Origin of the sequence: Pseudomonas monteilii NBRC 103158 = DSM 14164 (assembly GCF_000730605.1) — a bacterium.
In the GTDB taxonomy this organism is placed as follows: domain Bacteria; phylum Pseudomonadota; class Gammaproteobacteria; order Pseudomonadales; family Pseudomonadaceae; genus Aquipseudomonas; species Aquipseudomonas monteilii.
In genome coordinates, this window is record NZ_BBIS01000014.1 from 55,475 (window position 1) to 75,458 (window position 19,984).

Annotated in this window: 19 protein-coding genes; 7 read left to right on the forward strand and 12 right to left on the reverse strand. The window is 63.4% G+C overall.

The annotated features are described in order from the left end of the window. The gene (locus tag PM2_RS08860; protein WP_028698427.1) at positions 1 to 1,197 is read right to left on the reverse strand and encodes a class I SAM-dependent rRNA methyltransferase; all 1,197 of its coding nucleotides are present in this window, start codon (positions 1,195 to 1,197) and stop codon (positions 1 to 3) included. Positions 1,198 to 1,375: 178 nt separating this feature from the next. Here PM2_RS08860 and PM2_RS08865 point away from each other — a divergent pair, with 178 nt between their 5' ends. Continuing rightward, positions 1,376 to 2,194, forward strand: a complete 819-nt coding sequence (locus tag PM2_RS08865; RefSeq protein WP_174442274.1) for an HDOD domain-containing protein — start codon at positions 1,376 to 1,378, stop codon at positions 2,192 to 2,194. A 3-nt stretch (positions 2,195 to 2,197) separates the two neighbouring features. Further along, positions 2,198 to 3,010, forward strand: coding sequence for a bifunctional DNA-formamidopyrimidine glycosylase/DNA-(apurinic or apyrimidinic site) lyase (gene mutM / locus PM2_RS08870; RefSeq protein ID WP_016712536.1), 813 nt, complete (start codon positions 2,198 to 2,200; stop codon positions 3,008 to 3,010). Between the two features lie 30 nt (positions 3,011 to 3,040). Here mutM and PM2_RS08875 read toward each other — a convergent pair whose 3' ends face one another. The 5 genes from PM2_RS08875 to PM2_RS08895 all read right to left on the reverse strand — a co-directional run bounded on the left by PM2_RS08875 (position 3,041) and on the right by PM2_RS08895 (position 7,538). Beyond that, positions 3,041 to 3,292 (reverse strand): YfhL family 4Fe-4S dicluster ferredoxin, encoded by a 252-nt coding sequence (locus tag PM2_RS08875; RefSeq protein ID WP_016489663.1) that lies wholly within the window; start codon positions 3,290 to 3,292, stop codon positions 3,041 to 3,043. Positions 3,293 to 3,400: 108 nt separating this feature from the next. After that, positions 3,401 to 3,880 carry a pantetheine-phosphate adenylyltransferase gene (coaD, locus tag PM2_RS08880; protein ID WP_003249065.1) on the reverse strand — a complete coding sequence of 160 codons (480 nt, stop codon included), beginning with the start codon at positions 3,878 to 3,880 and terminating at the stop codon, positions 3,401 to 3,403. A 112-nt stretch (positions 3,881 to 3,992) separates the two neighbouring features. Continuing rightward, positions 3,993 to 5,591 (reverse strand): GMC family oxidoreductase, encoded by a 1,599-nt coding sequence (locus PM2_RS08885; RefSeq protein ID WP_016712535.1) that lies wholly within the window; start codon positions 5,589 to 5,591, stop codon positions 3,993 to 3,995. A gap of 20 nt (positions 5,592 to 5,611) precedes the next feature. After that, entirely contained in the window at positions 5,612 to 6,097 is a 486-nt protein-coding gene (locus PM2_RS08890; protein ID WP_028698428.1) for a hypothetical protein, read from the reverse strand. Positions 6,098 to 6,107: 10 nt separating this feature from the next. Then, positions 6,108 to 7,538: a coniferyl aldehyde dehydrogenase gene (locus tag PM2_RS08895; RefSeq protein ID WP_016712533.1), complete on the reverse strand. Its 1,431-nt coding sequence runs from the start codon at positions 7,536 to 7,538 to the stop codon at positions 6,108 to 6,110. A 151-nt stretch (positions 7,539 to 7,689) separates the two neighbouring features. Here PM2_RS08895 and PM2_RS08900 point away from each other — a divergent pair, with 151 nt between their 5' ends. Further along, positions 7,690 to 8,355: a TetR/AcrR family transcriptional regulator gene (locus tag PM2_RS08900; protein WP_028698429.1), complete on the forward strand. Its 666-nt coding sequence runs from the start codon at positions 7,690 to 7,692 to the stop codon at positions 8,353 to 8,355. 35 nt (positions 8,356 to 8,390) lie between these two features. Then, positions 8,391 to 9,245 carry a sulfurtransferase gene (locus PM2_RS08905; protein ID WP_028698430.1) on the forward strand — a complete coding sequence of 285 codons (855 nt, stop codon included), beginning with the start codon at positions 8,391 to 8,393 and terminating at the stop codon, positions 9,243 to 9,245. A gap of 12 nt (positions 9,246 to 9,257) precedes the next feature. Here PM2_RS08905 and PM2_RS08910 read toward each other — a convergent pair whose 3' ends face one another. From PM2_RS08910 to PM2_RS08935, 6 genes are all read right to left on the reverse strand, one after another. Next, entirely contained in the window at positions 9,258 to 10,250 is a 993-nt protein-coding gene (locus PM2_RS08910) for a hydrolase (protein WP_028698431.1), read from the reverse strand. A gap of 60 nt (positions 10,251 to 10,310) precedes the next feature. Continuing rightward, positions 10,311 to 11,684, reverse strand: coding sequence for a M16 family metallopeptidase (locus PM2_RS08915; RefSeq protein ID WP_028698432.1), 1,374 nt, complete (start codon positions 11,682 to 11,684; stop codon positions 10,311 to 10,313). Next, the gene (locus PM2_RS08920) at positions 11,677 to 12,978 is read right to left on the reverse strand and encodes a M16 family metallopeptidase (protein WP_016712528.1); all 1,302 of its coding nucleotides are present in this window, start codon (positions 12,976 to 12,978) and stop codon (positions 11,677 to 11,679) included. Before PM2_RS08920 ends, PM2_RS08915 begins: the two co-directional genes overlap by 8 nt. Before the next feature lie 92 nt (positions 12,979 to 13,070). Then, the gene (gene rsmD, locus PM2_RS08925; protein ID WP_016712527.1) at positions 13,071 to 13,673 is read right to left on the reverse strand and encodes a 16S rRNA (guanine(966)-N(2))-methyltransferase RsmD; all 603 of its coding nucleotides are present in this window, start codon (positions 13,671 to 13,673) and stop codon (positions 13,071 to 13,073) included. Continuing rightward, positions 13,673 to 15,163, reverse strand: a complete 1,491-nt coding sequence (locus PM2_RS08930) for a M16 family metallopeptidase (RefSeq protein WP_016712526.1) — start codon at positions 15,161 to 15,163, stop codon at positions 13,673 to 13,675. The genes rsmD and PM2_RS08930 overlap by 1 nt, the downstream gene beginning before the upstream one ends. Then, entirely contained in the window at positions 15,156 to 16,511 is a 1,356-nt protein-coding gene (locus PM2_RS08935) for a M16 family metallopeptidase (RefSeq protein ID WP_028698433.1), read from the reverse strand. Before PM2_RS08935 ends, PM2_RS08930 begins: the two co-directional genes overlap by 8 nt. Before the next feature lie 231 nt (positions 16,512 to 16,742). Here PM2_RS08935 and ftsY point away from each other — a divergent pair, with 231 nt between their 5' ends. The 3 genes from ftsY to ftsX are packed head-to-tail and all read left to right on the forward strand — an operon-like array spanning position 16,743 to position 19,965. Continuing rightward, a complete protein-coding gene (ftsY, locus tag PM2_RS08945; protein ID WP_028698434.1) occupies positions 16,743 to 18,269 on the forward strand; it encodes a signal recognition particle-docking protein FtsY in 1,527 nt (508 codons plus the stop codon). Between the two features lie 2 nt (positions 18,270 to 18,271). Beyond that, complete coding sequence (gene ftsE, locus PM2_RS08950; RefSeq protein ID WP_012274659.1) at positions 18,272 to 18,943, forward strand: cell division ATP-binding protein FtsE; 672 nt, start codon at positions 18,272 to 18,274, stop codon at positions 18,941 to 18,943. After that, positions 18,940 to 19,965 (forward strand): permease-like cell division protein FtsX, encoded by a 1,026-nt coding sequence (ftsX, locus tag PM2_RS08955; RefSeq protein ID WP_028698435.1) that lies wholly within the window; start codon positions 18,940 to 18,942, stop codon positions 19,963 to 19,965. The genes ftsE and ftsX overlap by 4 nt, the downstream gene beginning before the upstream one ends. Positions 19,966 to 19,984 lie beyond the last annotated feature (19 nt).

The following is a 19,984-nucleotide window of genomic DNA, read 5'->3' on the forward strand; positions in this document are numbered from 1 at the left end:
TCAGCTGTTTGGCAGCAAGCGGCAGGTGATGCTCTTGATGTAGCGGGTCTCGGCGATGGCCGGGTGCACCGGGTGGTCCGGGCCTTGGCCGCCGCGCTCAAGCAGCTGCAGGTTGCGGTCCAGGTGGCGGGCGCTGGTCAGCAGGATGTTGTGCAGGTCGTCCTCGGGCAGGTGCATCGAGCACGAGGCGCTGACCAGGATGCCGTCCTTGCTCAGCATGCGCATGGCCTGCTCGTTCAGGCGGCGGTAGGCCGCTTCACCGTTCTTCAGGTCTTTCTTGCGCTTGATGAAGGCGGGTGGGTCGGCAATGATCACGTCGAAGCGCTCTTCGGCGGCCTTCAGTTCGCGCAAGGCCTCGAACACGTCGCCTTCGATGCAGGTCATTTTCTCGCTGATGCCGTTGAGTGCCGCGTTGCGCTCCACGCCATCCAGGGCAAAGCCCGAAGCATCGACACAGAACACTTCGCTGGCGCCGAAGGCACCCGCTTGCACGCCCCAGCCACCGATGTAGCTGAACAGGTCAAGTACACGCTTGCCTTTTACATAGGGGGCCAGGCGCGCACGGTTCATGCGGTGGTCGTAGAACCAGCCGGTCTTCTGGCCTTCACGCACCGGGGCTTCGAACTTGACGCCGTTCTCTTCCAGCGGCACCCAGTCCGGTACTTCGCCGTAGACGGTTTCGACATAGCGCTGCAAGCCTTCGGCGTCACGTGCGGCGGAGTCGTTCTTGAACAGGATGCCGCTTGGCTTGAGCACCTGAACCAGGGCGGCGATCACGTCGTCCTTGTGCGCTTCCATGGTGGCCGAGGCCAACTGCACCACGAGGATGTCGAAGAAGCGGTCGACCACCAGGCCCGGCAGCAGGTCGGAGTCGCCATAGACCAGGCGGTAGCACGGCTGGTCGAACAGGCGTTCACGCAGCGACAGGGCGACGTTCAGGCGGTGAACCAGCAGCGACTTGTCCAGCGGCAGCTTGATGTCGCGCGACAGCAAGCGGGCGCAGATCAGGTTGTTCGGGCTGAGTGCAACGATGCCCAGAGGCTTGCCGTTGGCTGCCTCGAGAACAGCCTGCTGACCGGCCTGGAAGCCTTGCAGCGGGGTCGCGCTGACGTCGACTTCGTTGCTGTAGACCCACAGGTGGCCGGCGCGCAGACGGCGGTCGGCATTGGCTTTGAGGCGAAGGCTGGGCAGGGACATGACGTCGCTCCGGGAAAAAAGAGCGGGAGTATAACCTGTTGGGCCGCACTTCTGTTCGAGGCGCGACAAAGCGCTTGTGCACTCAACTGGGTTAGAATCCCCCGTCCTAAACGAGTGTGCACGTATGTCCCAAGAACTCAGCGCCGAACAGATCCAGCAAGCCTTGCAAGGCATCACCATCCCGCCGCAACCGCAGATCATGGTCGATCTTCAGTTCGAGCAGTACATGCCTGACCCGGACCTGGAAACCATCGCCAAGCTGATTTCCCAGGACCCGGGCCTCTCCGGTGCCTTGCTCAAACTGGTTAACTCGCCGCACTTCGGCCTGTCCAACAAGATCGGTTCGATCCAGCGCGCGGTGAACCTGCTGGGCAGCCGTTCGATCATCAACCTGATCAACGCCCAGTCGATCAAGGGCGAGATGAGCGATGAGACCATCGTTACCCTCAACCGCTTCTGGGATACCGCTCAGGACGTGGCGAACACCTGCCTGACCCTGGCCAAGCGCACCGGTATCCAGGCAGCGGACGAGGCGTACACACTGGGCCTGTTCCATGACTGCGGCATACCGTTGATGCTCAAGCGCTTCCCCAATTACATGGAGGTGCTGGAGGAGGCCTACGCCAAGGCCGGTGAAGAAACGCGCGTGGTCGATACTGAAAACCATACGTTCAACACCAACCATTCGGTGGTCGGCTATTTCACCGCCAAGTCCTGGCGTCTGCCCGAGCATCTTAGCGCGGCCATTGCCAACCACCATAACGCCTTGGCGGTGTTCCGCGACGAGAGTTCGCGCAATACCCAGAGCCAGCTGAAAAACCTGCTGGCGGTGTTGAAGATGGCCGAGCACATTTGCGCGTCCTACCGGGTACTGGGCAACCAGGCGGTGGACCATGAATGGAATGTGGTGGGCCCGCTGGTGCTCGATTACATTGGGTTGTCGGAATACGATTTCGAAAACCTCAAGCAGAACATTCGCGAGCTAGGCGGGCACTGACACATGCCGGAATTGCCAGAAGTAGAAACCACCCGGCGCGGTATTGCGCCGCACCTGGAAGGCCAACGCGTCAGCCGTGTGGTGGTACGCGACCGGCGCCTGCGCTGGCCCGTTCCGGAAGACCTGGATGTACGCCTGTCGGGGCAGCGCATTGTCAGCGTCGAGCGGCGTGCCAAGTACCTGTTGATCAATGCTGAAGTCGGCACGTTGATAAGCCACCTTGGCATGTCAGGCAATCTGCGGCTGGTTGAGCTGGGTTTGCCGGCGGCCAAGCATGAACATGTCGATATCGAGCTGGAATCGGGGCTGATGCTGCGCTACACCGACCCGCGCCGCTTTGGGGCCATGCTGTGGAGCCTGGATCCGCTGAACCACGAATTGCTGCTGCGCCTGGGGCCAGAGCCGTTGACCGACCTGTTCGACGGCGAGCGGCTGTTCCAGCTGTCGCGCGGCCGGTCGATGGCGGTCAAGCCCTTCATCATGGACAACGCCGTGGTGGTGGGGGTGGGCAACATCTACGCCACCGAGGCGCTGTTTGCTGCAGGGATTGACCCACGCCGGGAGGCGGGCGGGATTTCCCGGGCGCGCTACCTGAAGCTGGCGATCGAGATCAAGCGTGTGCTGGCGGCGGCAATCGAGCAAGGGGGCACCACCCTGCGCGACTTTATCGGGGGCGATGGGCAGCCGGGGTACTTCCAGCAGGAATTGTTCGTTTATGGTCGCGGCGGGCAGCCGTGCAAGGTGTGTGGCACGGAGTTGCGCGAGGTGAAGCTGGGGCAGCGGGCGAGCGTGTACTGCCCGCGTTGCCAGCGCTGAGGCAAGGGCGAGGCCCTTGCCTGGTGGCGATCAGTCCTTGCCGGTAATGCGGCGGTACTTGGCCATCAGCTGCTCTTCGGTTTCCGGGTGGGCTTCATCCAGCGGGATGCAGTCGACCGGGCAGACCTGCTGGCACTGCGGCTCGTCGTAGTGGCCCACGCACTGGGTGCACAGGTTAGGGTCGATCACGTAGATCTCTTCGCCTTGGGAGATGGCCTCGTTCGGGCACTCGGGTTCGCAGACGTCGCAGTTGATGCAATCGTCGGTGATGATCAGGGACATGGGGACTCCGGCCGGGGCTCACCGCCCGGGCATGTTCAACGCAATGGGCACAATTGTGCCGCATTCGCGCCCGCAGTGCACGCGGGCGCGACAATCAGGCGATCAGGGTTACTTCTTGAAGCGTTCGGTCAGCGCGTCGGCCACCACCGGGTGGACGAACTTGCTGATATCTCCACCCAGTGCGGCAATTTCCCGGACCAACGTCGAGGAAATGAACGAATAACGCTCAGAAGGCGTGAGGAACAGGCTCTCGACATCGGGGGCCAGTTGCCGGTTCATGTTCGCCAACTGGAACTCGTATTCGAAGTCGGACACGGCACGCAGGCCACGCAGGAAGACGTTGGCGCCCTGTTCCTTGGCGAAATGCGCCAACAGGGAAGAGAAGCCGATGACTTCGACATTGGGCAGGTGCTTGGTGACCTCACGGGCGAGCTCCACCCGTTGTTCCAGCGGGAACAGGGGGTTTTTCTTCGGGCTGGCCGCCACTGCGATGATCACATGGTCGAACAGCCGCGAAGCGCGTTCGACCAGGTCGCCATGGCCTTTGGTAATGGGGTCGAAAGTACCCGGGTACAACACTCGGTTCATCGCGTCATCCTGGCTGGAGTGCGTTGGGGAGTCGGATGGTAGCGCAGCGACGGCGCCCCGGCCAAGTCATGCGGCCGGCTGATGGCACTATAGACAGGGGGCGTATTCGTTGTCATGCGTTGCGTGCCAGGCGGGCGACCAGTGCTTCGGTGAGCCTGGCACTGATGGCATACACCGAGAGTTGTGGGTTGGCGCCGATGCTGGTGGGGAACAGCGAACCGTCGTGGACGGACAGGTTTTCCAGCTGGTGATGACGGCCCTGGCTGTCACACACCGCTTGGCGCGGGTCTTCGCCCAGCGCACAGCCCCCCATCACATGGGCGCTGCCCAGGCGTGTGCGGAAGGGTTCCAGGCGCAACGTGTCGATCATGGCCAAGGCCTGTTCCAGGCTGGACGTGGCGCTGGCATCGCTGTGCACGGGGGTGACCTGGGTAGCGCCGGCGGCAAACTGGATCTGCGCCATGCTGCGGTAGGCGCGACGCAAGCCGTCGCGCAGGTAGTCGGTGACCGGGTAATCGAGCACCGGTGAGCCATCGCCACGCAGCTCCACGGCACCGCCCTGGCTCTCGGGGTGGAAGCCATCTCGCAGCAGCGCCAACATCACATGGGTGTGCGGCAACTCGGCCATACGTTGGGCGTTTTCTTGTCCGTGCCCACCCAGCAGGGTGCTGGCCAGGGCCGGGTGCAACGGCGGCACTTCCAGTTTGTAGCCGACCGGGCCATCCGTGCCGCCTTGCCACTGGAAGTGGTCGCTGTAGATGGACTGCGGGGCGCCATGGTAGGGGTCGATACGGTTTTTGAAGCGCGCGGCGCTGAAGTTCACCAGGTGCAGGAAGGTGCGTTTGCCCAGGCGGCCATGAGGGTCCGGTGCGTCGGAACGTAGTAGCAGGGCCGGGCTGTTGATGCCGCCGCCGGCGAGCAGGTAATGGCGCGCGCGGATGCTGACCTGCCTGCCGGTGGGGCGTACGCCTTGGGCATCCAGGGCCAAGCATGTGAGGCCCTGGATGCGCTCGCCGTTGTGGGTGAAGCGCTCGGCCCGGGCCAGGTACAGCAGTTCGCCGCCATGGTCGAGGGTGGCGGGAATACGGGTTACCAACATCGATTGCTTGGCATTCACCGGGCAGCCCATGCCGCAGTAGCCCAGGTTCCAGCAGCCGCGTACGTTGCGCGGGATAATCGCCCAGCGGTAACCCAACTGTTCGCAGCCTTGGCGCAGTACGTCGTTGTTGGCATTGGGTGGCATGGCCCATGGCGTAATGCCCAGGTCCTGCTCCATGCGCTCGAACCAGGGGCGCAGGTCATCTTCGCCCAGGCCCGTCACGCCGTGGGCCGAGGCCCAGTGCGCCAGCGTCTGGGGCGGGGTACGAAAGCTCGACGTCCAGTTCACCAACGTGGTGCCGCCTACGGCGCGGCCTTGCAGGATGGTGATGGCGCCATCCTTGCTCATGCGCCCCAGGCCCTCCTGATACAGGGTTGCATAGGCTTCGTTTTCCAACAGGTGGAAGTCGCTGCTGGTCTTGAGCGGGCCTTCTTCGATCAACAGCACCTTGAAACCGGCGGCGCTGAGCATTTGTGCGCTGGTGGCGCCGCCGGCACCGCTGCCAATCACGGCAATATCGGCCTCCAGCAAAAGGTCGTGCTCCAGGCGTGACGCGTCATGGGTGATCCAGCCGCGTTCGAGGCCTTGGCGAAACGGGTCGGCTACAGGCATTGGCGATGCTCTTGTTGTTTTCAGATTTTCGGTGGGCCCGGGTAACCGCAGGCGGCCCAGGACTCGGGGCGTTCGTACCAGGCCATTTGCAGCAGTTGCAGCAATGAAGCGTGGCCCATGCGTAGCAGGTTCAGTGAGCTGTCCTGCCAACGTTGCAGGAAGGCTGTGACTTGGGTGGCGCTGGCCTGTTCCCAGGCGCCCCAGACACCGGTCAACGGGCCACGGGTAAGCGGCAGGCTGAGCAGGTCGAACAGTTGCCGGGTGAGCTTGAGCATTTCCGGCGACAAGGCCGCCAATTTGTGGTCGAGGCTGTGCAGTACCCACGTTTCGGCGGCCTGTGTGCCGGCCAGCACCACCGGGATCAGCGCACGTAGCAGTGGCAGGTCGTCGTCGCGCAGTAGTTGGTAACCCTGTGCGCTGGTTTGCGCGGTGCAGCCGACCAGGCCGGTTGCACTCAGAAAGATGCTGGCGCCAAGGCTGAAACGCAGCAGATCACGACGGTGCATAGGCTGCCCCTCAGTGGATGAACAGCTTGTAGACCAGGCGCTGCAAGGCTTTGCCATAAGGCGGGTAGATCAGCCGCGCGGCGTTGAAACGTTGCTTGGCCAGCACGGCCTTGGCCTTGCTGAAGGTCAGGAAACCGTCGTGGCCATGGTAGTGGCCCATGCCCGAGGGGCCGATGCCGCCGAAGGGCAGGTCGTCCTGGGCCACATGCAGCAGGGTGTCGTTCAGGCACACGCCGCCAGAGTGGGTGTGGCGCAGCACGTGTTCCTGCCCGGCCCGGTCATACCCGAAGTAGTAAAGCGCCAGCGGGCGCGGGCGTTGGTTGATGTAGGCCAGCGCTTGGTCGAGGCTGTCGTAGGGCACCAGCGGCAGCAGCGGGCCGAAGATTTCGTCCTGCATCACCTGCATGTCGTCACTCACGGCCAGCAGCAGGTGTGGCGGCAGGCGTCGGCCTTGGCGGGGCTCGCCAGGGTACAGGTCGAGCACTTGCGCACCTTTTTCGCGGGCATCATCCAGCAGGTACTGTAAACGCTGCAGCTGGCGTGGGTTGATGATGGCGGTGTAGTCAGGGTTGTCGGCGATGCGCGGGTACAGGCGCTGAACGGCGCGCTGGTAGGCGTCGCTGAAGGCCGCCAGCCGATCACGCGGCACCAGCACATAGTCGGGGGCGACGCAGGTCTGGCCGGCGTTGAGGGTTTTGCCGAAGGCGATGCGCTCGGCGGCAGTGTCCAGGGGCACGTCGTCCGACACGATGGCGGGCGACTTGCCGCCCAGTTCCAGGGTGACCGGCGTCAGGTTCTGCGCCGCAGCCAGCATCACCTGGCGGCCCACGCTGGTGGCGCCGGTAAACAGCAGGTGGTCGAAGGGCAGGCGGGCGAAGGCCTGGCCCACCTCGACCTCGCCGAGTACCACGCTGACCAGGTCGGCGGGAAACACTTGCTCTAACAGCCGCTTCAATACCTGGCCACTGGCGGGTGTGGCTTCACTGAGCTTGAGCATGACCCGGTTACCGGCAGCCAGCGCGCAAGTCAGCGGGCCGATGGCGAGGAACAGCGGGTAGTTCCACGGCACGATGATGCCGACCACCCCCAGCGGTTGGTATCGCACCTGCGCGCTGGCTGGCTGGAAGGCCAGACCAACGCGTCGCCGGCTGGCGCGCATCCAGCGTTGCAGGTGTTTTTCGGCGTGGCGCAGGCCCTGTATCGAGGGCAGCAACTCGGCCAGCAAGGTCTCGTCGGCGCTGCGTCCGGTAAAGTCCTCGCTGATGGCCTCGATCAGTTCATCCTGGCTGGCCAACAGGGCTTCACGCAGGCTTTTCAGCCATCGCCGACGCTGGGCGGCCGGTGGCAGAGGGGTACCTGCAAAGGCCTGGCGCTGGGCTGCGAACAACGCTGCAAGGTCGAGGTCGGATTGCACAGGGGGCAAGGCACTGGGCGAGTTCATGGCGGTGTCGAGTCCGGGCAGGGGATCTCTAGAGCCTATACTCTAATTTGCACGATGGTGCGAGTTTTTCCACGTGTTCGAACGGTGCATTCCACCTGCAATACGCCGTAAGATGACCCTTTGAAGAAGGCCCGCAGACTGGGAGCTGAGCATGGCCCCGCGCATGAAGACCCGAGACCGCATCGTGCAGAACAGCCTGGAGCTGTTCAACCAGCAGGGCGAACGCAGCGTCAGTACCAACCACATTGCCGCGCACATGGAAATCTCGCCCGGCAACCTGTATTACCACTTCCCCAACAAGCAGGCGATCATCGCCCTGTTGTTCAGCCAGTATGAAGAGTTGGTGGACAGCTTCCTGCGCCCGCCACAAGGCCGCGCGGCCACCGTGGAGGACAAACGCTTCTACCTCAAGGCCTTGCTGGCCGCCATGTGGAACTACCGCTTCCTGCACCGCGACCTGGAGCACCTGCTGGACAGCGATGCCGAACTGGCCGCCCGTTACCGGCGCTTTTCTGAGCGCTGCCTGCGCCAGGGCCAGGCGATCTACCGTGGCTTTGTCGAGGCGGGCATTCTGACCATGGCGCCGGCACAGATCGAGTCGCTGACCATCAATGCCTGGATCGTGCTGACATCGTGGGTGCGTTTTCTCAGCACCACGCGTGAACATTCCGCGCATTTGGGTGAAGAAGCTTTCAAACGCGGCGTCTATCAGGTGCTGGTGCTGGAGCTCGGCTATGTGACCGACAACGCCCGCGCTGCCGTGGACGCCTTGTGCCAGGAATTCCATGTACCGTTCAACCAGGCCCTGGAGTTGTAGCCCAGGGCCCAAGTGCCATCGATCAGGAGATTGTCATGCCCCTTGCGCAATTGATCACCCCGCAGCAGTTGGCCGAGCGCCTGGACGCGCCCAAGCTGGTGATTCTCGACTGCCGCTTTGCCCTTGAGGATGTGGACTATGGCCAACGCAGCTATGCCCAAGGGCATATCACCGGTGCGCATTTTGCCGACCTTGACCGCGACCTCAGCGGGCCGGTGAGCAAGGGGCGCACCGGGCGCCACCCATTGCCCGATGCGCAGCGGCTGGTCGCGCGCCTGCGTGACTGGGGCCTGGACAACGACAGTGAGGTGGTGCTGTACGACGACGGCCCCGGTGCCTTTGCCGCCCGTGCCTGGTGGCTGTTGGTCTGGCTGGGCAAGCGCAGCGGTGTGGCGATTCTCGACGGTGGCCTGAAGGCCTGGCATGCCGCGCACCTGCCGCTGAGCCTGGACCCGCCGCCCAAACGCGAAGGTAACTTCAAGGGTGAGCCGGACGCCAGGCTGCTGATCGATGCCGACCACCTGGGCAAGCGCCTGGGTAGCAGTGACCTGACCTTGATCGATGCGCGTGCCTTGCCGCGTTTTCGCGGTGAAGTGGAGCCGATCGATCCAGTGGCGGGGCATATTCCCGGGGCCCAGTGCGCAGCCTTTACCGACAACCTGGGGGCTGATGGGCGCTTTTTGCCGGCGGAGCAGCTCAAGCAGCGCTTTGCCGAAAAGCTGGCCGGACGCGCGCCGGAGCAACTCGTGTCTTATTGTGGGTCTGGGGTGACGGCTTGCCACAACCTGTTTGCGCTGGCGCTGGCGGGGTACCCGTTGGGCAAGCTGTATGCCGGGTCCTGGAGCGAGTGGATCAATGATCCGGAGCATGGCGTAGCCACTGGCGAGTAATCGGTAAGCGCCCTATTGGCCCTCCACCAGCCACTGCGGAATCCGCCGTTCCAGGTAGTACCCCGGATTTCGCAGGCTGCCATCGACAAAGCCCACATGACCACCGCGGCTGTGCAGTTCGAAGCAGGTTTGTGGCGCCAGCTCACGGGCCGTTGGCAGGCTATGGCCGGATACGAACGGGTCATCGCTGGAATGGATGATCAGCGTTGGCGTGCGGTTCTGGCCGAGGAAGAAGTGGCTCGATGAGCGGCGATAGTAGTCGTGCGCATCGCGAAAGCCGTTGAGCGGTGCGGTGACTTTGCCGTCGAAGTCCCAAAATGTGCGCAAGTTGGTCAGTTGCCCCAGGCGCTCCAGCGCCGCCAGCCGATCATGCTGACCCTGCTCGTGGAAGTGCCGCTGTTTGAGCTGCACATAAGCCAGCATTTCGCGCATGAAGTGCGCCTGATACACCTTGGAGAACCCCTGGCCGATACGGTCGGCACAGTGGTCCAGACGAAAGGGCACCGACACGGCAACCGCTGCTTCCAGTTGGCTGGCAACCCCGCTTTCGCCCAGGTATTTCAACAGTACATTGCCACCCAGCGAGTAGCCCACAGCATACAGTGGCGCCAAGGGGCGTTGGGCGCGCAGGTGGCTGACAATTTCCGCCAGGTCTTCACTGGCGCCGGAATGGTAGCTGCGTGGTAACAGGTTGGGTTCGCCCGAGCAGCCGCGCCAGTTCGCTGCCACGCTGGCCCAACCGCGCCCTTGCAGCGCTTGCTGCAAGCCTTTCACATAGGGCGAATGTGACGAGCCGGTCAGCCCATGCAGCACAAGCACCAGTGGTGCATGAGGTTCATGGGGGCCATGCCAGTCGAGGTCGATGAAGTCGCCGTCGGCCAGCCACAGCCGCTCGCGGTTGCGCTGCAGTTCAGGCAGCTTGCGCCACAGGGGCCCCCACAGGGTTTGCAGGTGGGGATTGGAAAGGCCGGTGGCCGGGCGAAATGTGGCGCTTTGGCTGGGCATACTGGGCGACTCGTGATGTGCCTGCCTAGAGTGCCATGAAAAAGCGCCACAGTACCTGCGCTATTGGTCGAGATCTGGCAGAGGTTGCTGCTTGGCCGATGGACCGACGCTGACCAATACTCTTTTCGTCAGATCGAGCCTGCGCCGCATGACGGCGCTGATATCGGCCGGTGTCAGCGCGCGGATGCGTTCGACGTAGGTGTCGAGATGATCCGCGGGTTGGCGTTGATAGGTGACCTCGGCCAGCAAGTCCGCCAGGTTCTTGTTCTGCGCCACGGCCCGTAATAGTTGCCCTGCCAGCTGTATCCGTGCCAGTTGCAGCTCGGCCTGGGTTGGCCCTTGCTCGATGAAGTCACGCAGCAAGGCATCAACCAGTTGAGCTGAGCTTTGCGCATGCTTCGGTGCAATTTCCCAATCGATGGTGAACAGCCCGCCAGCACTCATGGGCGTCACTTTGGCATGAATGCCATAGGTCAAGCCGCGACGTTGGCGCAGTTCCAGCATCAGGCGGGACTCTATACCCGCCCCCAGCACGGTGCTGGCCAGTGCCAGGGCAGGGTATTCAGGATCATTGGCTGGCACATTCATGGGAAGCGCAAGCAGGACGGCGGTGCTGGCACCAGCCTGCTCAATGTTGATCGTTGCGCTGGTCGCCGGTGGTATGACGGGCAGTTCAGCTGCGGACCAGCCTTGGGGCAATGCCTGGCTAACGCGCTGTGAAATGGCTTGGGCGGCCTCGGGCGAAAGGTCTCCAATCAGCACCATTTCGAGGTTGCTGGCACAGTAAGCACGCTGATGGAAACGCCTCAAATCTGCAGAGGAAATGCCTTCGATGCCTTGATCGGTGCTCCCGAGTGGATTGCCATAGGGGTGGCCTTGGAACAGATGTCGATAGGCTTCGCATCGCGCCCTGAGATAGGGGTGTCGTTCGCGAGATGCGTTGTGCTGCATCAGCTGGCGCTTGGTTTTTTCCAACGCCGAAGGCGTGAACGCAGGCTGTGCGACAAGGTCGATGAAGAGCCCCAATGCAGGATCAAGCAGTGTTTTCGTGCTGAGGCTGCGCAGGCTCAGAGTCGCGTGCTCCAGGCGAATATGCTTTTCCATGATCGCGCCCAGGCGTTCCAGCTGATCTGCCTGCTCGATCGCGGTGAAATGCTGGCTGCCCTCATCGAGCATGTACAACGTCAGGGCAGCCAGTCCGCGTTGAGAGGTGTCCTGGGTTGTGCCGGCCTTGAACCGCAATATCAAATCCACGATCGGTAGCCCGCGGGCTTCGACGAACTTCACCCCTGTGCCGCCTTCAGTTGTCCAGGTATGCACCGGCGTTTGAAGGGTTTCGAATTGTTCCAGGTCAAGCCCTCGGGCTGAGACCAAACCGCCAGGAATGCCGTCGGCTGCGTCGGGCTGCTGTGCAGCTGAGTCTAAGTTATTCATCTGCACTTTCCTTGTGATGCATGAAGGTGATTGCTGTGCGGGCCTTGGTCAGGAATTCATGGGCGACTTCGCCGATCTCCTCGGCTGTCACGGCTTCGATGGTTTGGCACTCATCCCCCAGTGCAACCGGGTCTAGGCCACAGGCGGCCTGCTTGCCAATGGAATGTGCCTGTTTTGCGATGTCATCCTTTTCGTACACCTGCCGTGCTATCCAGCGCGCTTTGGCGCGTTGCAGGTCTGCCGCGGCCGGCACCGACTGACAGAACGCTTCGATTTCGAGCGTAAGCCTTTCTGCTGCGGTTTCAGGGCTGACTTGTGGGCTACAAAGTGCATAGAGGGTCAATAGACTGTCACCTCGCTGCCAAGGCTCGTAGCTAGCCCTGAGGCCCGACAGTAAGGGGTCGTCCAGCACCATGCGGCGCTGCAGGGTGCTGGCATGGCCCTCGGCAAGGATGTCGGGCAGCAACCGCAGGGCATATGCCTGCGTGTCAGAGGTGGCAGTACATTGGCTTGGGAGATTGAAACTGGTGATCGCTCCGTTGTACAGGCCTTGCAGTCGCAGGGTTTGAAAGCGCCGAACCAGCCCTGCTGGCGCTGTGGGGATTTGCTGCGCGGGTAGGCGATGGGCGGGGATCGCTGCAAAATGCCGTGTGACCAGCGTCTGCAACTGAGGCAGGGTAATGTCGCCAGCCACTGCAAGTGTGGCGTTGTTGGGGTGATACCAGGTCTGATACCAAGTGCGTGCAGCCGCCAGGGTTGCGTGGGTAAGGTCGGTGTTATGGCCGATCACGGGGGTGCCATAGCCGCTGTCGCCGTAGGCAAGCAGCAGGTGATGCTCCAGTGCCAAAGCCCAAGGGCTGTTATCGATATCCTCTCGTCGCTCGGCCATGACCACCGCGAGCTCACGAGCGAAAGGGGCATCGCCGAGGGTCGCGCTGGCCATGACGTCTGCCATTGCCTCCAGGGCGATTTCCAGGCGGTTGGCTGGTAGTGTCAGAGGAAAGACAGTGGCATCGGAGTGAGTGAACGCATTTGGCTCGCCGCCCAAGCGGGCCATGAGGGCGGAATATTGGCCCGCAGCCAGCTTGCTGCTGCCCTCGAACAAAAGATGCTCCAGGGCATGCGACAGGCCGGTGTGGCCTTTGGGCTCGTAACTGGAGCCAACGTGATACCACAGTTGCACGCTGACCAATGGCGCACGCTGGTCTGTACGCAGATAGACGCGCAGGCCGTTGGTTAGTGTGAAAGAACTTACCGCGCCGGTCGGTATGGGCGGGGAAGGGTGTTCGGTCATGGTTGAAGTGCTCCTGCAAGAACGAAGGAGCAGCTTCAGCCATGTGGTCGGCGGGCTGGGGGTAACTAAGTAGCCAACCTTGGGTTAAACGGTTAGTCCCGCTGCCAGAGCGCGTAGTGCACTTGACCGGTTTTCTTCTCGCGGTGCAGGCGCCAGTTGCCTGGCAGTTGCAAGGTTGAAGGCGCGGCTTCGCTTTCGGTGTAGACCCACGCCTGTTCGCGCAGCCACTGGTTCTGCTCCAGCAGGTTGCAGGTGTTGGCCAGCAGGTCTTGGTGGAACGGCGGGTCGAGGAACACCACATCGAACTGCTGCTTGGCCGGGCCTTGCAGGTAGCGCAGGGCATCGGTTTGCAGGATCTGCCCACGCGGGCAGCGCAGGATTTCGAGGTTGTTCTTCAGGTTGGCGATGGCCGCCGGGTTGCTGTCCAGCGCCACGGCGTCTTCGGCTCCGCGCGACAGGGCTTCGAGCACCAGGGCACCGCTACCGGTGAAGGCGTCCAGCACGCGGGCGCCTTCGATGTAAGGCGCCAGCCAGTTGAATACGGTTTCCCGCACGCGGTCGGGCGTTGGCCGCAGGCCTTCGCCTTCCGGTACCGCCAGGCGACGGCTGCGCCACTCGCCGGCGATGATGCGCAGGTGGCCCTGGCCCTTGCTTTGGCCCGATTGCGGGCGGGCGGGAGGGGTGGATCTTGGCATTAGTGCTCCGGTACTCCGAGCGGCTGCTCGGAGGGCTTGTCAGTGGGGGCTGGCAGCGGTTTTTGTGGCACTTTCGGGCCAACGGTGACGATCACCAGTTTATCGGCTGACAGGTGTTTGTTCATGGCCGCCTTGACCTGCTCGACGGTGAGGGCCTGGGACTGCTGCATGAAGTCCTCCAGCCAGGTCAGTGGCAGGTTGTAGAAGCCGATTGCACCCAGTTGCCCGACGATGCTGGCGTTGCTGGCATTGGACAGCGGGAAGCTGCCGGCCAGTTCACGCTTGGCGTCGTCCAGCTCTTGCTGGGTAGGGCCATGTTTGAGGTAGTCGGCAAGAATGTCCTGCACCAGCTTCAGCGTGCCTTCGCTCAGCTCGGCACGGGTTTGCAGGTTGATCATGAACGGGCCGCGGACCTGCATCGGGCTGAACACCGAGTACACACCGTAGGTCAGGCCGCGCTTTTCACGTACCTCGCTCATCAGGCGGGTGCCGAACGCACCGCCGCCGAGGATCTGGTTGCCCAGCGACAGGGCTGGCCAGTCCGGGTCCTGGCGGTCGATACCCAGTTCGGCCAGCATCAGGTGGGTTTGCTTGGACGGGAAGTCGATGTGAGTCAGGCCAGCTTTGGCGTCAGTGGGCTGGGCTGGCGCGGCCAGTGCCGGGCCCTTCGGCAGGCCGGCAGATACCTGGGCCGCAATGGCTTCGGCTTCCGCGCGGCTCAGGTCGCCGACCAGCGCGATGACCGCGTTGCCACCGGTATAGGCTTTGGCATGGAAGGCGCGCAGCTGTGCCAGGGTGATGCCGTCGATGCTTTCGGCGGTACCGTCGCTGGGGTGGGCGTAAGGGTGATCGCCGTAAAGCTTGCCGAATAGCGCCTTGCCCGCGATCTTGCCGGGGTTTTGCTTTTCGTATTCGAAGCCGGCCAGCATCTGGTTCTTGATGCGCTTGAGGGCGTCCTCGGGGAAGGTCGGCTTGCCAGCCACCTCGGTAAACAGCTTGAGGGCCGGTTCGCGTTTGTCCTTGGCGCTGAGGCTGCGCAGCGAGGCCACGGCCATGTCGCGGTAGGAGCCGTTGCCAAAGTCCGCGCCCAGGCCTTCGAAGCCTTCGGCGATGGCGGTCACGTCCTTGCCGGCCACGCCCTCGTTGAGCATGGCGTTGGTCAGTGCGGCCACGCCTGGCGTAACGCCGTCCTGGCTGCTGCCGGCGGCGAAGGTGACGCGCAGGTCGAACATGGGCAGTTCGCGGGCTTCTACGAACAGCACACGGGCGCCTTCGGCGGTGTTCCAGTGCTGAATGTTCAACTGGCGCCGGCTGGGTGCCTTGCCATCCAGCTCGGCCAAGGACTGCAAGGTGTTGGCTGGGCGAGCGGCGCTGTTGTCGGCCTTGGCGGCGTTGTCGGCCATGGCCGGGGCGGCCAGCACGGTCGCCAGCGCCAGGGCGCGGATGCCCGTGGCCAGCAGGGTTGGGCGTGGTGCGCGGCAATCACTCATGAGCGGACTCCTCGGGCAGTACATGGGCAACGCTCAGGCGTTCGCGGGTGAAATAGGTGCGCGCGGCGTTCTGGATGTCCTGCGGGGTGACACGCTTGAGCTCGTCCAGCTCGCTGTCGATCAGCTTCCAGGACAGGCCGACGGTTTCCAGCTGGCCGATGGTGGTGGCCTGGCTGCTGATGGAGTCGCGGTCGTAGACCAGGCCGGCGATGACCTGGGCGCGAACGCGTTCGAGCTCTTCGGCGCTGGGCGGGGTGGTCTTGAGTTCTTCAAGCAACTGCCAGATGCCTTTTTCGACATCGGCGAGGGTTTTCTGCTTTTGGACGTTCGGCGTAGCCGAAATCAGGAACAGGCTGTCGCCGCGGGTGAAGGCGTTATAGCTGGAAGAAGCGCCGGCCACCAGCTCCTGACCACGCTCCAGGCGTGCCGGCATGCGGGCACTGTAGCCGCCATCGAGCAGGGCCGAGATCAGGCGCAGGGCGTGCACGGTGCGCGGGTCTTTGGCGGTGGGCAGGCCGGGTACGTTGAAGCCGTAGATCAGGCTGGGCAGTTGGGTGCGTACATGCAGGGTCAACTGGCGGTGGCCAGGTTCGGCCAGCTCCAGGGGCAGTTTGGCCGGTGGCACGGCGCGCTTGGGAATGCTGCCGAAATACTTCTGCGCCAGGCCCTTGACCTCGTCGGCGGTAACATCGCCGACCACCACCAGCGTCGCGTTGTTGGGCGCGTACCAGGACTCGTACCAGTGACGCAGCTCCTCGACCTTCATACGTTCAAGGTCGGCCATCCAGCCGATGGTCGGGGTGTGGTAGCCGCTGGCTGGGTAGGCCATGGCGCGGAACAGCTCAAACGCCTTTTGATTGGGCTGGTCGTCCGTACGCAGGCGGCGCTCTTCCTTGATGACCTCGATTTCGCGGCTGAACTCGTCGGCGGGCAGGCGCAGGCTGGCCAGGCGGTCAGCCTCCAGCTCCAGGGCCACCGGCAGGCGGTCGCGGGCCAGCACCTGGTAGTAAGCGGTGTAGTCGTCGCTGGTGAAGGCGTTTTCGTCGGCGCCCAGGTCACGCAGGATGCGCGAAGCTTCGCCGGGGCCGACCTTGGCGCTGCCCTTGAACATCATGTGTTCCAGCGCGTGGGACAAGCCGGTCTGGCCCGGGGTCTCGTAGCTGGAACCCACCTTGTACCAGATCTGCGAGACCACCACCGGGGCGCGGTGGTCTTCGCGCACGACCACTTTCAGGCCATTGTCGAGGATGAATTCGTGGGTGGGTTGCACATCGGCGGCGAGGGCCGCGAGCGGCAGGCAGAGCGTGCCGAACAACAGGCCAGCGGCGCGGCGGGCTAGAGCATTCATACAGTGTTTAACCTGTTCGGCGGCCCGCTGGGTTTAGCGTCGACGGGCCAGGAGGTGCTAGGATACTGATCCGGTTGCCTGGCGACCATGCCTGTCGCCGTTCTGGCCCACAGGACACTAAGACAAAACGTTGCGCATGAACCAGCGGGCTTCAAGATAGTCTGTTCTGCGTAGAGAGAATTCCCGATGTGCCATTGCTGGCTCATCGCTACCCTGAGATAGCCGTCCTCCATGTTTGGTTCCAACGACGACAAAAAAGCGCCGGCCGAGGCTGGCGAAAAGAAAGGCCTGTTCAGCTGGTTTCGAAAGAAGCCGCAGCAACCTGTCGCCGAACAGCCACAAGCCCCCGAACCCCAGGCTGCAGAACCCGTAGCGCCGCAGCCCGCCGTCGAGCGCCCTGAAGCTGCTCCGGTCGAGCCGGTGGTTGCAGCAACCCCCGCAGCTGTAGCGGAGGCCCCTCGGGTTGCCGAGCCAGCCTTGGCCTCTGAGCCTGCAACGGCGCCAGTGGCGACTCCGGTATTCGAGCCGGCACCTGCCCCTGTGGTGGCCCAGGCCCCTGAGCCAACCCCGGCCCCTGTGGGAGCGGGTGTGCCCGCGACTGCAGAGCCTGCCGCCCCGCAGGTCGAAACCCCTGCACCCGTAGCAGCGCCGGTCATTCAAGCCGTCGGGCCCCCTGTCAGCAACCTGGTCCTGCCCGTTGCCGAAGAGCCTGTTGCTCTGGTTCCCGACCTGGAGCCAAAGGCCCCGCCAGCGATCCCCGAGCGTCTGGTAGCAGCACCTGTCGAGCCAGAACCGGCCCCTGTCGCTGCCCCAGCCGTTGTCGAGCAAGCCAAACCCGGCTTCTTCGCCCGCCTGAAGCAGGGCCTGTCGAAGACCAGCGCCAGCATCGGCGAGGGCATGGCCAGCCTGTTCCTGGGCAAGAAAGTCATCGACGACGACCTGCTCGACGAGATCGAGACCCGTTTGCTGACCGCTGACGTCGGCGTGGAAGCAACCTCGGCTATCGTCCAGAACCTGACCCAGAAGGTCGCGCGCAAGCAGCTGGCCGACGCCGATGCCCTGTACAAGTCGCTGCAGGAAGAGCTGGCCGCACTGCTGCGCCCGGTCGAGCAGCCGTTGAAAGTGCAGGCGCAAAACAAGCCTTACGTCATCCTCGTGGTTGGCGTGAACGGCGCCGGCAAGACCACCACCATCGGCAAGCTGGCCAAGAAGCTGCAGCTGGAAGGCAAGAAGGTGATGCTGGCCGCTGGCGATACCTTCCGTGCCGCAGCGGTCGAGCAGTTGCAAGTGTGGGGCGAGCGTAACCAGATTCCGGTAATCGCCCAGCATACTGGCGCCGATTCCGCGTCGGTGATCTTCGACGCAGTTCAAGCCGCCAAGGCGCGTGGCGCCGATGTGCTGATCGCTGACACCGCCGGCCGCCTGCACACCAAAGACAACTTGATGGAAGAACTGAAGAAGGTCCGCCGGGTTATCGGCAAGCTCGACGCCGATGCGCCGCACGAGGTGCTGCTGGTGCTCGACGCCGGTACTGGCCAGAACGCCATCAGCCAGGCCAAGTACTTCAACCAAAGCGTCGAGCTGACCGGCCTGGCCCTGACCAAGCTGGATGGCACTGCCAAGGGCGGGGTGATCTTCGCCCTGGCCAAGCAGTTCAACATTCCGATCCGCTTCATCGGTGTGGGTGAAGGCATCGACGACCTGCGTACCTTTGAAGCCGAGCCGTTCGTCAAGGCTCTGTTCGCCGAGCGAGACTGACCATGATCCGATTCGAACAGGTTGCCAAGCGCTACCCCAATGGTCATGTGGGTTTGCATGAGCTGAGTTTCCGGGCGCGCCGGGGCGAGTTCCTGTTCGTCACGGGGCACTCGGGCGCCGGCAAGAGCACCTTGCTGCGCCTGTTGCTGGCCATGGAGCGCCCGACCAGCGGCAAGCTCATGCTGGCCGGGCAGGACCTGGGCCAGATCAGCAATGCGCAAATCCCGTTCCTGCGCCGGCAGATCGGCGTGGTGTTTCAGAACCACCAGCTGTTGTTCGACCGCACGGTGTTCAACAACATCGCCTTGCCCCTGCAGATTCTCGGCCTGTCCAAGGCGGAGATCGCCAAGCGCGTGGATTCGGCCCTGGAGCGTGTATCACTGTCCGACAAGGGCGAGCTGTTCCCGGCCGACCTGTCCACCGGGCAGCAGCAGCGGGTAGGCATTGCCCGCGCCATCGTCCACCAGCCGGCCCTGCTGCTGGCCGACGAACCCACCGGTAACCTCGACCCGCGCCTGGCCGCAGAGATCATGGGTGTCTTCGAGGACATCAACCGCCTGGGTACCACGGTATTGATCGCCAGCCACGACCTGGCACTGATTGCGCGCATGCGCCACCGCATGCTGACCTTGCAACGCGGCCGCTTGATCGGCGATGGGGAGGCCGGGCAATGAGCACTACACGTACGCCGAAGGTTTCCGAGCGGGTTGCACCAAAGCCCGCTGACCCGCAACCGGTGAAGAAAAAGCGCGGCGAAGACGATGATGGCCCGGATTTTCGCACGCTGCTGCATGCCTGGCTGGAAAGCCACCGTGCCAGCATGGCCGACAGCCTGCGCCGCTTGGGCAAGCAGCCGATCGGCAGCTTTTTCACCTGCCTGGTGATGGCGGTGGCGCTGAGCATGCCCATGGGCTTGTCGTTGCTGCTGAAGAACATCGAGCAGCTTGGCGGCTCGTGGCAGCGCGCCGCGCAGATTTCGCTGTTCCTCAAGCTGGATGCCGGCAGCCGTGATGGTGAGGCGTTGCGGGATGAGATCAAGGGCATGCCCGGCGTGGCAGACGCGCAATATGTCAGCCGCGAGCAGGCGCTGGAGGAATTCCAGCAGCAGTCCGGCCTGGGCGAGGCCCTGCGTGAACTGCCCGACAACCCGTTGCCTGGCGTGGTGGTTGTGACCCCGACCGAGGTCGACAAACCGGCCCTGGAAGCGTTGCGTCAGCGTCTGTCGGAGCTGCCACGGGTTGAAGTGGCGCAACTGGACCTGGTGTGGGTCGAGCGCCTGGCGGCCATCCTCAAGCTGGGTGACCGTTTCGTCTTCGGCTTGGCCGTGATGCTGATTTCTGCCCTGCTGTTAGTAATCGGTAACACAATTCGTCTACACATTGAAAACCGCCGGATCGAGATCGAAGTGATCAAGCTGGTCGGCGGCACCGACGCCTACGTACGCCGGCCTTTCCTGTACATGGGGGCCCTCTATGGCCTGGGTGCGGGCCTGTTGGCGTGGGGCATCCTGGCGTTTGGCCTGAACTGGCTGAACGAGGCGGTTGTAGGGCTTTCCGGGCTGTATGGCAGTGATTTCGCCCTGGGGGGTGTGCCGGCGTCCGATGGTCTGTCCCTCTTGATCGGAGCAGTGTTGTTGGGGTATATCGGTGCATGGATCGCAGTCGCTCGTCACCTGAACGAGCTGGCGCCGCGATAGTTTTTACGTGCCAGCATTG